Annotated in this window: 14 protein-coding genes; 10 read left to right on the top strand and 4 right to left on the bottom strand. The window is 50.3% G+C overall.

From position 1 onward, the window contains the following. Positions 1-14 precede the first annotated feature (14 nt). Entirely contained in the window at positions 15-1,709 is a 1,695-nt protein-coding gene (gene gldJ, locus BM318_RS13870) for a gliding motility lipoprotein GldJ (RefSeq protein WP_092983285.1), read from the bottom strand. Between the two features lie 364 nt (positions 1,710-2,073). Here gldJ and porV point away from each other — a divergent pair, with 364 nt between their 5' ends. The 9 genes from porV (at position 2,074) to BM318_RS13825 (ending at position 11,589) form a co-directional block, all read left to right on the top strand. Continuing rightward, on the top strand, positions 2,074-3,219 hold the full coding sequence (gene porV, locus BM318_RS13865) for a type IX secretion system outer membrane channel protein PorV (protein ID WP_092983283.1): 1,146 nt from the start codon (positions 2,074-2,076) through the stop codon (positions 3,217-3,219). A gap of 102 nt (positions 3,220-3,321) precedes the next feature. Beyond that, positions 3,322-3,804 (top strand): cytidine deaminase, encoded by a 483-nt coding sequence (locus BM318_RS13860; RefSeq protein WP_092983281.1) that lies wholly within the window; start codon positions 3,322-3,324, stop codon positions 3,802-3,804. Between the two features lie 151 nt (positions 3,805-3,955). Then, a complete protein-coding gene (gene pdhA / locus BM318_RS13855; RefSeq protein WP_092983279.1) occupies positions 3,956-4,954 on the top strand; it encodes a pyruvate dehydrogenase (acetyl-transferring) E1 component subunit alpha in 999 nt (332 codons plus the stop codon). A gap of 10 nt (positions 4,955-4,964) precedes the next feature. Further along, a complete protein-coding gene (locus BM318_RS13850; protein WP_092983277.1) occupies positions 4,965-6,689 on the top strand; it encodes a pyruvate dehydrogenase complex dihydrolipoamide acetyltransferase in 1,725 nt (574 codons plus the stop codon). Beyond that, entirely contained in the window at positions 6,689-7,732 is a 1,044-nt protein-coding gene (locus tag BM318_RS13845) for a M20/M25/M40 family metallo-hydrolase (RefSeq protein ID WP_092983275.1), read from the top strand. Before BM318_RS13850 ends, BM318_RS13845 begins: the two co-directional genes overlap by 1 nt. Then, entirely contained in the window at positions 7,733-8,413 is a 681-nt protein-coding gene (locus BM318_RS13840; RefSeq protein ID WP_092983274.1) for an SDR family NAD(P)-dependent oxidoreductase, read from the top strand. A gap of 6 nt (positions 8,414-8,419) precedes the next feature. Further along, a complete protein-coding gene (locus BM318_RS13835) occupies positions 8,420-9,016 on the top strand; it encodes a SprT-like domain-containing protein (RefSeq protein ID WP_092983272.1) in 597 nt (198 codons plus the stop codon). A gap of 2 nt (positions 9,017-9,018) precedes the next feature. Beyond that, the gene (locus tag BM318_RS13830) at positions 9,019-10,107 is read left to right on the top strand and encodes a mannose-1-phosphate guanylyltransferase (protein ID WP_092983270.1); all 1,089 of its coding nucleotides are present in this window, start codon (positions 9,019-9,021) and stop codon (positions 10,105-10,107) included. A gap of 21 nt (positions 10,108-10,128) precedes the next feature. Next, a complete protein-coding gene (locus BM318_RS13825) occupies positions 10,129-11,589 on the top strand; it encodes a DUF389 domain-containing protein (RefSeq protein WP_092983268.1) in 1,461 nt (486 codons plus the stop codon). Between the two features lie 48 nt (positions 11,590-11,637). Here BM318_RS13825 and BM318_RS13820 read toward each other — a convergent pair whose 3' ends face one another. Together BM318_RS13820 and BM318_RS13815 are read right to left on the bottom strand one after the other, a co-directional pair. Further along, positions 11,638-12,405: an ABC transporter ATP-binding protein gene (locus BM318_RS13820; protein WP_092983266.1), complete on the bottom strand. Its 768-nt coding sequence runs from the start codon at positions 12,403-12,405 to the stop codon at positions 11,638-11,640. Next, positions 12,405-13,142: an MlaE family ABC transporter permease gene (locus BM318_RS13815; protein WP_092983264.1), complete on the bottom strand. Its 738-nt coding sequence runs from the start codon at positions 13,140-13,142 to the stop codon at positions 12,405-12,407. The genes BM318_RS13820 and BM318_RS13815 overlap by 1 nt, the downstream gene beginning before the upstream one ends. Positions 13,143-13,284: 142 nt before the next feature. Here BM318_RS13815 and pafA point away from each other — a divergent pair, with 142 nt between their 5' ends. Continuing rightward, positions 13,285-14,967, top strand: coding sequence for an alkaline phosphatase PafA (gene pafA, locus BM318_RS13810; protein ID WP_092983262.1), 1,683 nt, complete (start codon positions 13,285-13,287; stop codon positions 14,965-14,967). On the opposite strand, the gene BM318_RS13805 is transcribed toward pafA, so the two are convergent. Beyond that, a complete protein-coding gene (locus BM318_RS13805) occupies positions 14,959-15,834 on the bottom strand; it encodes a glycosyltransferase family 2 protein (protein ID WP_092983260.1) in 876 nt (291 codons plus the stop codon). The genes pafA and BM318_RS13805 overlap by 9 nt on opposite strands. Positions 15,835-15,850 lie beyond the last annotated feature (16 nt).

Below are 15,850 nucleotides of genomic sequence, written 5' to 3'. Positions count from 1 at the left end.
TATTTTGGCGAAAATTACTTGCGAACTTTCTTTCCGCGAACGGTTTTGTTCTTTGTCTTGGACTTGGAACCTACACGTGACATGGCACAGCGGAAACCGATATAGTCGGTAGCCATATACTGTGGCAGGTAGCGGCGTTGTGCCGGATCCAGCCAGTAAGCACGGTCTCTCCAGGAACCTCCTTTGAAAACTCGAACCTCATTATTGATAAGGCTGGTGCGGTAGTTACTCTCATCGTACTCCCGTATCAGGTTTCCGGCAGAATCCCGCTCCACACGGTGCTTAGGTGCATTGTACATGGTTTGAGCAACTTCTCCGGTGTCTTCACCATCGCCTTCCTCGTCACCGAAAGTAAACTGATCCAGCAAGCGGGAAGATCCAGGATCTCCATCACGGAATCCGCGGTTATCACTTTTGTCGAAGTTGGTTCGCAGATAAGTGTCTTCTTCATCTACAGGTACCATTTTCACTTCACCAGGCATGTTCACGGCTACGATTTTACCATTAGGCAGGGTATCGTAAACAATTTCTCCTTCGGGAAGCACCATGGCTTTTCCGTCCTCATCGATTGCTTTCTTCATGAAGATGTTTCCACGGTAGTAGTTGAAATCGCTGATTTCATCGTCTACGATTGGGCGATACACATCGGCCACCCACTCGGCTACGTTACCAGCCATGTCATAAAGACCGTGATCGTTAGGCTTGTAAGACTTGACCTCTGCGGTAATGTCGGCACCGTCATCGGACCATCCGGCAATCCCGCCGTAGTCTCCCTTACCTTGCTTGAAGTTTGCTAACTGGTCTCCGCGACCAACGCGCTGCCCATTACGGGTATAGTCTCCTTCCCATGGGTATTTCTTACGACCGCGGTAGTTGTTGTACTCGCGGCTTCCCACCAGCGCCTGAGCGGCATATTCCCACTCGGTTTCTGTTGGCAGGCGGTATTCCGGCATAATAATTCCGCTGCTTCGTTTGGCGAAATTCGGAACAGAATCTTTTTGTTGCTTTCCACCCAGGGAGTCGATCTGACCACCGTAGACGGAAGTTGGGTTATTCAGGTAGGCTTCAGTACTGAAGGTTCCCCCAATTTCACCTTCCATAGCGCGGTACTTGACATCATTTGCCAGGTAACCTTCACGCTCCAGCATGGCCTCGTTAACACGATCGGTACGCCATTCGGCAAATTGTACGGCCTGTACCCAGTTCACACCCACTACCGGATATTCGGCATAAGCGGGGTGACGCAGGTAGTTATTGGTCATGGTTTCATTAAACCCAAGGCGGTTTCGCCATACCAGCGTATCGGGCAGGGCACCTACGTAAATATTGGTATACTGTGGATTTTCCGGAGGATATACCGACTTGAGGTAGTCCAGATATTCCAGATACATCACATTGGTAACTTCGGTTTCATCCATGTAGAAGGACTGAACGTGTTGTGTGGTTGGAGTGTTGTTCCAATCGTGCATCACGTCGTCCTGCACTTTTCCTTTGGTAAAAGTTCCGCCTTCAACAAAAACAAGACCAGGAGCTGTTTCCTGCTCCTTGAAATCTGTGTTGTACTGGAAACCACCTTCCTTGGCGTTGATTTTCCAGCCGGTTGCGCGGGACGTATTTTTGGAGCTCACGGACTTCTTGCAGCTTTGAAGACTCAGGGAACCTGCCACCACGGCTACCGATAGTAAAGCGCTGATTCGTGTTCGTTTCATCTGTATTTAGGACTTAAGTTCATTGTCAGGTCTGCACTGCGACCTGGGTTGCTAACTTGGTTTAGGTTGCATTCCGGTCATTACAACGGGGTTTTCCCCATTATATTTTACCAGGATGCAATTTTTGACTGGGTATGAAAACCAGCGGGAACAATGCCTCGTTCCCTACGGGGATTCGTTACCATTGATAACGGGCAATTCGGTTTTCTAGTATGGTGGTAGCGGTAAGATTTGGCCTAAAATATTTTCAGGGGTACATAAGATAATCCCCAAAAAGGCGTTTGCATACAATACATCGGATATATTTTTGTTATTTGCCCCGATTTATCACTTTTGAACTAACGACAACATTTTGAAAGGAAAGATGAAAAAAATTTGGATTCTCGCTTTGTTGGTCATCGCCGGTAAGGCCTTTGCCCAGGAGGGAGAACGAGTTATCACTACAGCGGTACCCTTTTTAACAATTGCCTCAGATGCCCGGGCTTCCGGGATGGGTGATATCGGGGTCGCAACTTCCACAGATGCGTTTTCACAACAATGGAACCCTGCAAAGTTTGCGTTCGCCGAGCGCAAAATGGGAATAGGGATCAGCTACACGCCTTATCTCGAAAGTCTGATCACTGATATCGCATTGCTCAACGGAAGCTATTACAATAAAATCAACGATCGAAGCGCCTTTGCGGTTTCCCTGCGTTATTTCACCCTTGGGGAAATTGAGCTGAGAAACTCTTTTGAAGAGATCGGTCAGCGTGTCAAGCCCAATGAGTTGGCTATTGATGGTTCCTACTCCACGAAACTGAGTGAAACATTCTCCATGGCGGTTGCCGGTCGTTTTATCAGTTCCAACCTGGAAATTCCACAGCAGAACAATGCGGTGCAAGCCGGTAATACTTTTGCCGTGGACGTGGCCGGATACTATCGCGGACGGGAGCGGGCTTACAATTCCTTTGACGGACGCTGGAGAGCCGGTTTCAATATTTCCAACCTGGGAGGAAAAATCAAGTACGACGATGGGGGTCAGGAAAACTTCCTGCCAACCAATCTCGCTCTTGGAGGTGGATTTGATTTCATCTTCGATGCCGATAATGTACTTGGACTTACTGCGCAGGTGAATAAACTGCTGGTTCCCACCCCCCAGGATTTTGACGGGGATGGCGACCTGGATGCCGATGACAACCTGGAATACCAGAGTATCGGATTTTTTGATGGTGTCTTCAAGTCCCTCACAGATGCCCCTGATGGATTCGGGGAGGAGCTTCAGGAAATGACCTGGGCCCTTGGTGCTGAATACGCCTTCCGCAACCAGTTTATGCTCCGCGGGGGATATTTTAACGAATCAGAAGAAAAAGGTTTCCGCAAGTTTTTTAGCCTTGGTGCCGGATTCCGCTACAATAATATACAGATAGACCTCAGTTATCTATTCTCTACCGCGCAGGTGCGTAACCCGCTGGAGAATACACTTAGGTTCTCCCTCAGTTTTAACTTGGGAGAGGAATTCTATAACGATTAAGTATTTTTTGTTTATCCATTTAAACCTGCCTTCGGGCGGGTTTTTTTGTACCTGATCCGTAGCGGCATTTCATGCCAAGGTGTAATTGCTTAACTTTTATCCATGCAAAAGCAAAAGATTCAGTTCGAAATCTCGTATTTGAAACCCCAGGATTTATCCGTTGCCGATACTGAACTTTTGGCCAGTGCCCATGAGGCGCTGAACACCTCCTATTCCCCTTACTCAAACTTTAAGGTTGGCGCTGCACTGCGACTGGCCTCCGGAACAATTGTCCAGGGCAGTAACCAGGAGAATGCCTCCTTTCCTGCGGGCTTGTGCGCCGAACGCGTCGCCGTATTCCAGGCAGGTGTGCGATTCCCCGGGGAAGTCATTGAGACCATTGCCATTGCGGTTTCAGGAGGAAGTCTGCCCGCAACTCCGGCCGCCCCTTGTGGCAACTGCCGCCAGGCGATCCTGGAATACGAGCTCCGGCAGGACCGACCTATCCGTTATTTGCTGGCCGCAGGTAATGAAACGGTTGTGGCCATTCCCTCTACCCGGGACCTGCTCCCTTTAGGCTTTGATTCGAGCTACCTGAAGCAGTGAGGAAAGCCCCATTTTCCCGGTTCAAAATCAGGCTTGCAATGCTTTTTCATTCTTTGGATTTAATACGTATTTTTGCTCTTCTGGCAGGGTAGGTCCTGCGCAGATTTTAGGGTATTAATTCAACGTCACCCGCATTTCTAAATAACACTTGATGAAAAAAATTACCAAAGAGACTTACCTGCAGTGGTATGAGGATATGCTGTTCTGGAGGAAGTTCGAAGACAAGCTTGCTGCGGTATACATTCAGCAGAAAGTTCGTGGTTTCCTGCACCTTTATAATGGACAGGAAGCTGTTTTGGCCGGATCCCTTCATGCCATGGACCTTGAAAAGGACCGTATGATTACCGCCTACAGGAACCACGTACAACCCATAGGTATGGGAGTAGATCCGAAAAAGGTAATGGCTGAGCTTTTTGGTAAGGTAACCGGAACTTCCAAAGGAATGGGAGGCTCCATGCACATCTTTTCGAAAGAACACCGGTTTTATGGTGGTCACGGAATTGTGGGCGGGCAGATTCCCCTGGGGGCCGGATTAGCCTTTGCAGACAAGTATTTTAAGCGTGATGCAGTAACCCTGTGTTATATGGGCGACGGAGCTGTACGTCAGGGAAGCCTCCACGAGGCCTTTAACCTGGCAATGCTCTGGCAACTTCCGGTGGTTTTTATCTGTGAGAACAATGGATATGCGATGGGGACATCAGTAGCTCGAACTTCCCACAGCACCGAGATCTGGAAACTGGGTCTGGGCTATGAAATGCCCTGTGGACCCGTAGATGGAATGGATCCTGTAACCGTCGCTGAGGAAGTGCACAAAGCGGTCGACCGCGCTCGCAAAGGGGGAGGCCCAACCTTCCTGGAAATGAAGACATACCGCTACCGCGGACATTCCATGTCGGATGCCCAGCACTACCGTACCAAGGAAGAGGTAGAAGAGTATAAGAAGATCGACCCGATTACCCAGGTACTCGATGTTATCAAGGATAAAAGATACGCTACGGACGGAGAGATCGCCGCTATAGACAAGCGGGTTAAGGAAATGGTCAAGGAGTGTGAAGAATTTGCTGAGAACAGCGACTTCCCTCCAATAGAACAACTTTACGACGTGGTTTACGAGCAGGAAGATTACCCCTTCCTCCCACATAAATTATAATAGCGCAAGCATGGCAGAAGTAATAAATATGCCTCGCCTCTCGGATACCATGGAAGAAGGTACCGTAGCTAAATGGCTGAAGCAGGTTGGCGATAAAGTAGAGGAAGGTGATATCCTCGCGGAGATAGAAACCGACAAGGCAACCATGGAATTTGAGTCTTTCCATGAAGGAACCCTGTTGCATATCGGTATCGCAGAGGGCGATGGAGCTCCGGTCGATACCCTTCTGGCCATCATTGGTGAGGAGGGCGAAGACATTTCGGGACTCCTGAACGGTGGTTCCTCCGGTGGAGGAGGCGAAGCAGCTGAGGCCGATAGCGCATCCAGCACCGCGGACAGCGCTTCAGAAGCTACTCCTGCCAAGGAAGAACCCCCTGCCGCTTCGGGCGGTTCCGCTGCGCCGGCAGCTATTCCCGAGGGGGTAGAGGTCGTACGAATGCCACGGCTGTCCGACACTATGGAGGAAGGAACTGTAGCCAGTTGGATAAAAAACGTAGGGGATGCCGTTGAAGAAGGTGATATTCTGGCCGAAATCGAGACCGATAAGGCCACTATGGAATTCGAATCCTTCTATTCGGGAACCTTGTTGCACATAGGAATTCAGGAAGGCGAATCCGCACCAGTCGATGACGTGCTTGCGATTATCGGGCCGGAAGGTACTGATGTCCAGGCTGTACTGGCCAGTGCTGAAGGAGGAGCTCCTGCTGAAAGCTCGGCACCGGCGAGTGAAGCCAAATCAGAAGCTTCTTCCACCGAAGCTGCGGCTTCAGCCCCGGCTGATACCGCCGCTGGAAGTCAGGAAGCCGTTGCCGATGCTGATGGCAGTCGTATTTTCATTTCTCCTCTGGCTCGTAAAATGGCCGAGGACAAGGGAATAGACATTCGCCAGGTAAGCGGAAGCGGAGACAATGGACGTATTGTAAAACGCGATATCGAAAACTTTGTACCGGCTGCCAAGGCAGCACCTGCGGCTGCACCTGCTGAAGCTGCCAGTGCCGCAGCGGCTAGTGCCGGATCTGCTGCTCCCGCCATGGCACCACTGCCCGTTGGAGAAGAACGCGTAGAGGAAGTTAAGAATTCCCAGATGCGCAAGGTTATTGCCAAACGTTTGGCAGAGTCTAAGTTTACCGCTCCGCACTACTACCTGACCATTGAAGTAGATATGTCGCAGGCTATGGCTTCCCGCAAACAGATCAACGAACTGCCGGATACCAAGGTCAGCTTTAACGATATGGTCGTCAAGGCCTGTGCCCTGGCGCTCAAGAAGCACCCTCAGGTAAATACAACCTGGAACGGTGATACGACCAAATACAATCACCACGTGCACGTTGGGGTGGCCGTTGCTGTAGACGACGGTCTGGTGGTACCTGTTTTAAAATTCACAGACCAGATGACCCTGACCCAAATCGGGGCCGCGGTAAAAGATCTGGCCGGACGGGCGCGCAACAAGAAAATTGCGCCGAACGAAATGGAGGGAAGCACCTTTACGGTTTCCAACCTGGGAATGTTCGGAATCCTGGAATTCACTTCCATCATTAACCAACCCAATTCGGCGATATTATCGGTAGGGGCCATTGTTGAAAAACCTGTGGTTCGCGATGGAGCAGTTGTACCCGGGCATACCATGACCATTACCCTTGCCTGTGACCACCGCACAGTAGACGGAGCCACCGGAGCTCAGTTCCTCCAGACCCTGAGATCCTATCTGGAATTTCCTGTAACCATGTTGGCCTGATGCATAAATTACTGGATAGCTCTCGGCCATTCCGGCCGCTTGCCGGGTTGAAGTGCCTGCTGCTTGTGGCAAGCCTGACCCTGGCGAGCTGCCTTTCTGTGGGTGTAGGTGGGAAACCCGGGAAAGACGGCGCTTCCCCAGCCAAGGATGGAGAGGAGCAAACTGTAAATTATCCTGATTTTACCTCTGCCTCCGATGTTGGTGCTATAATGGAATTCCTGGCATCCGATGAACTGAAAGGCCGGGATACGGGTACGGAGGGTATTGAAGCAGCTGCGGCCTATCTGGAGGCTCGGCTGGAGTCCTATGGCGTACAACCGTTATTCTCGTCTTACCGGGACACCCTGGGGAATATAAAAGATATAGCCTTTAATGTAGTGGGTATCCTTCCGGGCAGCGATCCCTCCCTGGCCGGAGAAACGCTGCTTATCGGAGCACACTACGATCATATTGGGATTGTCCCCCTGAAGAACGGGGACGGAATTGCGAATGGGGCAAACGACAATGCCAGTGGATCGGCCACAGTCCTGGAGTTAGCCCGGTATTTTGGACAGGCAGAGCGACCCAAAAGAAGCTTGATTTTTGCTTTTTTCAGTGCGGAAGAACGCGGGCTGCTCGGATCCAAGCACCTGGCTGAAAAATTAGCAGCGGAGGGAATTTCCATTTCCGGGATGCTGAATTTTGAGATGACAGGCGTACCGATGATGGGTAAGGATTATTTGGTCTACCTAACGGGCTACCATAAATCTAACATGGCGGAGCTTTCCAACCGCTATGGCGGGGAAGACCTGGTGGGCTATCTCCCTCAGGCAGCCGAGTACAATCTTTTTGAACGCTCTGATAACTACGCATTCTTTAAGATAAGTGATATCCCTGCGCATACCTATTCCACCTTCGATTTCGAAAACTACGCCTATTACCACCAGCCGGGCGATGAAGTTTCGGAAATGGATTTTGAGCATATGGCCCTGATCTGCAATCGCATGATCCCGGTTGTCAATGGCCTGGCCAATGCTGCGACCTCAGAATTAAAGATGAATTAAATGGCCGGGATAATCGTTACCGGATCCAGTCGCGGGATTGGCTATCAGTTGGTCAGGCTGCTCTCCGAGAACGGTCATCAGGTTCTGGCGCTTTCCCGAAATAGCCAACGTATTGAACAACTGAACCTCCCAAGGGTGCACAGTATTGCCATAGATCTGGAAAACCCCGAATCCTGTGGCCAAATCCCACAGTGGATTGCAACCCATTGGGGCAAGGCCAGCACGCTGATCCACAATGCCGGCGCCCTTGTGAATAAGCCGTTCGCCTCGATGCAATGGGAGGATTTTGAAAAAGTATATCGGGTAAACGTTTTTGGGGTCGCAGAATTAACCCGCCTGGTGTTACCTGTTTTTGAACCGGAAGGTCACATCGTAGCCATTAGTTCAATGGGCGGAATCCAGGGAAGTGCAAAGTTTCCCGGGTTGGCTGCCTACAGTTCCAGTAAAGGCGCCGTAATAACCCTAATGGAGCTATTGGCCGAAGAATATAAGGAGACAGGACCTTCTTTCAATACCCTGGCCCTGGGTGCGGTGCAGACCGAAATGCTGGAAGAGGCATTTCCGGGATATAAGGCCCCATTGGAAGCGCATGAGATGGCGGCATATATTGCCGATTTTGCCTTGACGGGGCATCGTTTTTACAATGGGAAGGTACTGCAGGTAAGCAGTTCCACCCCCTGAGAATTCATGGAAGCTATACTCGCCAAATATATACCGGAACAAGCAGTTGCTCCTTGTATGGAACTGATTGCGGGTAACGGGGTACACCTCAAGATTGTTTCCAAGCGACAGACACGACACGGGGATTACCGCAGAATGCCTGATGGCAGGCATATGATTACCGTGAACGCGGGTACCAATCCCTATCGATTCCTGATCACATTAATTCACGAAATTGCCCATTTGGTGGCCTTTGAGCGATTTGGCCGGGCCATTAAACCCCATGGAAAAGAATGGAAACATACTTTTCAGCAACTAATGCTGCCTTTTTTGCGCCCACAAATATTCCCACAACGCTTATTGCCTGTATTGGCGCATCACTTTAAGAATCCCAAAGCGAGCAGCAGCACAGATTCTGTCCTCGCCCTGGCCCTGGCGCATTACGACCAGCGTGAAAGCGCGGTACAATATGTTTATCAGATTCCGGAAGGTGGAAAATTTCGTTGGAACAACGGAAGGGTATTCCAACGGGGCGTGCAGTTGAGAAAGCGCTTCCAGTGTATGGACCTTGCCACCGGAAAATTGTATCTTTTTCAACCACATGCAGAAATAGAACCCTTATAGCTATGGATAACAAGAATTTTTATGCCGTATTGATGGCAGGAGGAGTAGGTTCCCGATTCTGGCCAGTCAGCACCAGTTCCTATCCAAAACAATTCCACGATATGCTCGGGAGCGGGCAGTCCCTTTTGCAAAAGACATTTGGACGGCTGGCTCGATTTATCCCTAAAGAGAATATCCTGATTTTGACCAACGAGCGCTATGGAGATCTGGTTATGGAGCAACTTCCCGAAATAAGCCGGGAGCAGGTAGTCGCAGAACCGGCCATGCGCAATACCGCGCCTTGTATCCTCTATGCCGCATTGAAAATATCCAAGCTTAATCCGGATGCGCTGATGCTGGTGGCGCCCAGCGACCATTGGATCGAAGACGAAGCAGCCTTTGAAAATGACGTTCGCTCCTGTTTTGCTACCGCAGCAGCGAGCAACTCCTTATGTACGCTGGGTATTCAACCCACTTTTCCGAATACCGGTTTTGGCTATATAGAATATCAGCAGGGTGAGCCTAACGCCCAGGGATTGTTCCCGGTTCAGCAGTTTCGCGAGAAACCGGATTACGAGACGGCAAAAGCATTTATTGCGCAGGGCAACTTTTTATGGAATGCCGGGATTTTTGCCTGGAGTGCGGCCTCAATTCTGCAAGCATTTAAAGACTTCCAACCGGAACAACACGAGCTACTGGCTGCAGGGGTTTCCTGCTTGAATACCCCGGAAGAAGCTGCATTTATTGCGGAGAACTACCCGAAGGCAGAGAATATATCTATCGACTATGCGATTATGGAGCAGTCCGATGCCGTTTTTGTCCTGCCAGCAACATTCGATTGGAATGATCTGGGGACCTGGGGCTCGCTCTACGATAAGATGGATAAGAACGAAGCCGGCAATGCTGTGGCCCAGGGCTCCGTACTGAGTGAAGATTGCAAGGGGAATATGATCCGCTTGCCAAAGGGTAAGATCGGTGTTATTGAAGGCCTGGAAGACTTTATCATTATAGATAAGGCCGAAGTGCTTTTGATCCTGCCCCGGGAAAAAGAACAGGATATTAAGCAATGGGTGAACCGGGTACGCGAGTCCTTCGGGGATGAGTATTGCTAAGAACTCCATTAAACGCGAATTATGAAGGATTCATTTGGTCAGGACAACGTAACTCCTACCGGGCAACCGGATCAGGGGGAGGAAGTCAAAAAGGATTTCAAAGGGCTATTGGGAAGTACGCGAAAGTTTATTTCCGAACTCCTGGATATCCGGCAGAATACCGATCAGGAAGCTACCCGGGAGGCGATTGTTGCAGACATCCCGTTCAAAGGACACACCGCCTGGATTCTGGTCTGTTCCATATTTATCGCGTCGGTAGGTCTGAATGCAAACAGCACGGCAGTGGTAATCGGAGCCATGTTAATTTCCCCCCTCATGGGTCCTATCCTGGGGATTGGGATGTCTATTGCGATCAATGATATCGATACCCTGCGCCGTTCTCTGAAGAATTTTACCGTAATGGTGGTACTCAGTGTGCTCACGGCTTATTTGTTTTTTAAACTTTTCCCCCTGCGCAACGAATCGTCTGAGTTACTCGCGCGGACTGCCCCGGATATTCGCGATGTGCTGATTGCCTTTTTCGGTGGATTGGCCCTGGTTATAGCCCGGGCCAAAAAAGGGACCATAGCCAGTGTAATCTTTGGGGTGGCGATCGCCACGGCCCTGATGCCACCGCTGTGTACCGTGGGTTTTGGCCTGGCCATTGGTAATTTGGACTACGCGGGAGGAGCCATGTATCTGTTCTCGATCAACACGGTTTTTATTGCTCTGGCAACCTTTTTGGTACTGAAATTATTGCGGTTTCCCATGGTCCGCTATGCCAATTCCAAGCGGCGGCGATTTATCGCCAGACTGGCATCACTCATAGCCATTGGGGTAATGATCCCAGCCGGAATAACGTTTTACGATGTTTTCCAGGAGTCGCGATTCCGCGCTCAGGCCCAGGAATTCATTTCTGAAACCATAGCAATCTATCAATTCGAGGACAACGGACGGTTTATGGAAAGCCTCTCTGAGATCGATTATCAGGAAGATGGAGTTTCAATCCTTGAACTCGTATGTATGGGAGATGATCCCATTCCGGAAACGGTCATTGAAACCTGGAAGACGCGAAAGAATAGTTATTCCAAATTGGCGGATGCCGAATTGCGAATTGTTCAGGGTTCGGGAGAGGAAGACCAGCGCATGCGCTATGTCAGTGAATTATACGAATCCAAGAAAGCCGAATTGCTCGGCAAGGATGAGCGCATTCGCTTGTTGGAGGAAGAGTTGGCCAAGGTAGGCAGCCTGAAGGATGTAATGCTTCCCTTTGCTGCCATCAGCGCCGAGGCGCGGGCTAATTACGAGGATTTAGCCGGGGTTGGGTTTTCCTATACCCTGCAGACGGATTTCCAGAAAACCGATACCATTCCGGTATTTGAATTGCGTTGGAAACAGGGGATTTCGACCCAGCAGCGCGCCGAAAACCTGCAGAAATTGACCAACTGGCTCAAACTGAGATTGGCCAACGACAAGATTCAGGTGCGGGAAGCGGTGAATTAAGTAAGTAGCACATTTCTTATTTCAGGAAGCAGCAGGAATTCCCACTGCTTAATTCCGTTCCTCCAGATACATCTGGCGTACCTTTTTGAAGAGTTCGGAGGAATAGACAAAGTTGGTCACTGCCTCGTTATCGGTCTTGAAGATATCCTTGTTGGTCCCTTCCCAGGCTTTATAACCATCTTTCAAAAAGACGATTTTTTCCCCGATTTCCATGACCGAATTCATGTCGTGGGTATTGATTACGGTAGTGATATCGTATTCCCGGGTAATTTCCTGAATCAGATTATCGATAAGGATAGCCGTTTTAGGGTCGAGTCCGGAATTGGGTTCGTCGCAGAACAGGTATTTGGGATTCATGACAATGGCCCGTGCAATGGCCACCCGTTTCTGCATTCCCCCTGAGATTTCGGCCGGGTACTTATTATGCGCATCGATCAGGTTTACACGCTCGAGCACAAAATCTACTCGATCCATCATTTCTGATTGGGACTGTTTGGTAAACATGTCGAGGGGGAACATGACGTTTTGGGCAACCGTCATGGAATCGAACAGGGCACTTCCCTGAAAAACCATCCCCATCTCCTGGCGCAGGTCGCGTTGTTCGGCAGGGGAAAGCTCGGAATACACCTTGCCGTTGTAGCAAATCGTTCCTTCATTTGGGGTGATCAGGCCCAGCAGGCATTTCATGAATACTGTTTTCCCGGATCCGCTTTGCCCGATGATCAGGTTGGTCTTCCCCTTGTCAAAGCATGTCGTGATCCCCTTGAGGACTTCTACCCCGGAAAATGACTTTTTTAAATTATCTACTTCTATCATTATCCGAGCAGCAACTGGGTTAGGATATAATTCATTACGATAATCACCACACTGGTCCAGACAAAGGATACGGTAGCTGCTTTTCCTACTTCCAGCGCCCCACCTTTCATGTAATAACCGTGAAAAGAGGGAACGGTAGCAATTACAAAGGCGAATACGATGGATTTTACAAAGGAATAGGTAACGTGGAAGGGGGTGAAATCGAGTTGGAGGCCTTCCACAAAATCAGCACTGGAGCTGAACCCGCCGAATACCCCGGCGATCCATCCCCCCAGAATCCCAATGTACATGGCGATGGCCACTACAAAAGGGTAGAGCAACATGGCAATAATCTTTGGGAATACCAGGTAATTCAGGGAATTGACCCCCATAACTTCCAGGGCGTCGATTTGCTCAGTGACCCGCATCGTTCCAATACTCGAGGTAATATAGGAGCCCACCTTTCCAGCCATGATAATGGAGGTAAAGGTTGGGGCGAATTCAAGGATTACGGATTGACGGGTTGCAAAACCGATCAGGTTTTTAGGGATCAACGGATTACTGATATTCAGGGCCGTTTGAATGGCTACCACCCCGCCGATAAAGAAGGAAATAAAGATGATTATCCCCATGGATCCATAGATAAGCTCATCGATTTCCTTGAGGATCAGGGACCTCATTATCGGCCACTTGGTGGGCTTTCGGAAAATTTCCACAATCATCAGGGCATAACTGCCAATGGATGCCAGGTAGTTCATAGAGGCGGCTCTGGGCTCGGGGAGCGAAACGACGGTGTCTCGCCCATCGAGGGTAAAAATAAGAAACTTCGCATTGATTTAACCCGGCCGGCTTTACCGAATCTTGGGGTTTTGGTATTTTAGGACTCTAATTATCCCGCTCATGACAGCTCGCTTCAGATGGCACTTTGCCCTTGCTTTTTTTGCCTTACTACTCAGTACACCATTGCTTTCTGCCCAGGTGACTATCCGAAAGAAGGCCGTAGATAATGATCCGGCATTTGCCGCCCAGCCTAAACTGGTGGTTGGGGTTGTGGTAGACCAGATGCGATTTGATTATCTCTCGCGATTCTGGGAGGTTTATGGAGAGGATGGGTTCAAGCGCCTGGTTCGGGAAGGCTTCCTGGCCCGAAACCACCATTTCGGCTACGCCCCGACCAGTACGGGTCCGGGACACGCCTCTGTCTATACAGGGACTACGCCAGCGATGCACGGGATCATCGGGAACAACTGGTTCGATAAGGAGGCAGGTGTTGAGGTGTATTGTGCCGGGGACGACAATGTGGAATCGGTGGGAACCACATCGGATGCCGGAAAGAATTCCCCACACCGGATGAAAGTATCTACCATAACGGACGAGCTCCGCTTACACCATCAAATGCGGTCCAAGGTAATCGCGATTTCCCTGAAAGACCGGGGGGCGGTGCTGCCGGGTGGCCATACTGCCAATGCTGCCTATTGGTTCGAAGGGGGGACCACTGGAAATTGGATCAGCAGTTCGTACTATTTGTCGGAACTGCCCGAGTGGGTCCAGGATTTTAACGCATCGGATAAAGCTGCGTCGTACAAACGCGTTTGGGAGCCTCTGGGGGAACCAGAAGATTATCAGTATAGTGGCCTGGACAATACACCGTTTGAAGGGCTTTTTGACGGGGAGCAACTCCCGGTTTTTCCACATGATTTGCCCGCACTTTGGGAAGAGAACGGTTCCTATGGCCTGCTGAGGATTACGCCTTTTGGCAACAGCCTCCTTATGGATTTTGCCCTGGAAGCTTTAAAGAAGGAGGATCTGGGACGGGACGATATTACCGATTTCCTGGCGATCAGTTTTTCCAGTACGGACTATGTCGGACACTTCTACGGCGTGAATTCCAAAGAGGTCCAGGATACGTACATGCGCCTGGACCAGGATCTGGCGCGGCTGCTAAAAGCCCTGGACCGGCAGGTGGGGGAGGGAGCGTATACCCTATTCCTTACCGCGGATCACGGTGCGGTGGATGTTCCTTCCTATTTGAACAGTCAAAAGATTCCTGCTGGATACCCGGAATCAGAAAGCCTGGAGCAGCGTTTTGGTGAATTCCTTCAATACAAATACGGGACCACTGACATCATTCGCAATGCTTCGAACAATCAAATATTCCTGGATCACGATTTTATCCGTAACCTGGAACTCGAACCCGGGGACGTACAAGAAGCACTTGCTGCTGAATTGCTTTCTTATGATGGGATTTACAAGGTATATACGGCAGAGCAGATGCAGGAAGGAGAATACACGGAAGGCTTGGCACAAATCCTCCAGGAAGGGTACAACCAAAAACGATCCGGAGATATCCTGTTTGTTTACGACCCTGCTTATGCGGATTACTCCCGGACGGGGTCTACACATGGGACTGCCTACATTTACGACACCCACGTACCGCTTATATTTTATGGAAACGGGGTTCGTCCCGGGACAACCTATCGCAAAACATATATCAAGGATATTGCACCTACCCTTTCGTCCCTGCTTGGAATTGCGTTTCCTAATGGAACAACGGGGCAGCCTATCGGGGAAATCCTAAAATAGCTTCTTTAGAATCTGATTCCACCGCCATTTCCGGCTGAATTTACCGGCTTCAGGGCTCAGCAAGCGCTTAGCCCCGGCTTTCCATGCGGAGTAGGCGCCTTGTGCATAACCCCAGAGACTTCCGGGACTGCGCCGTTTCCAGGCCATTTTCAGGGCGGCAAGGATGCCCAGGGCCCATCCATAGCGCAGTTTGTAGATTGCCTCACCCTGTTTTCGAGCGTTTGACGCAGAATAGGCAGCGGCGGTTGGTCTCAGGTGGCGTACGGTTAATTCCGGGAGGGTTTCAACGGTGTAACCCTTAAACCGGGCCGTAAGGGTATCGGCGGTATCCCAGCCAATGGATTCGGCCAGCCCACCTATGGCTTCAAAACACGATTTCCGATAGAGCTTCACCGGTCCCCGGACATGGCTTTTGTCGGCTATAGGTTCGTAGACCCAGGACTCTCCACTGCGGACATACATCAATCCCGAACAAAGGCCCACCTTGGGATCGCTTTCCATCCGATTCAGGACTTCTTCAAAGTAATTGTCCGGCAGGCAAATGTCGGCATCGAATTTTCCGATAAAATCCCAGGTCTCTGAAATTCTCCCGGATTGTTCCTGCACCTGCTCCAGGCCATAATTAAAACACTGAATAACCTTGGCGCCCGGACGGTGAACTTGCTCGGAATCCGTTTTTTGGACTACCTGGATCCAGGGGTGCTGTTGGGCAAATCGGGAGCCAATAGCCGCCGTGTCATCCGAACTCCCGTCATCCACTATAACCAGCAGATCGGGTTTCCGGCTTTGGGCAACAAAAGATTCCAGGCAAGTGGCGAGATACTCCTCCTCGTTGTGTGCGGGTAGGATGATTAGCAGTTTCGCCATTACCGGGTGCTTTAGA

This window comes from Robiginitalea myxolifaciens (genome assembly GCF_900115205.1).
In the GTDB taxonomy this organism is placed as follows: Bacteria; Bacteroidota; Bacteroidia; order Flavobacteriales; family Flavobacteriaceae; genus Robiginitalea; species Robiginitalea myxolifaciens.
Note: the sequence above shows the minus strand (reverse complement) of the source record. Positions and strands in the feature narration are given on the sequence as shown.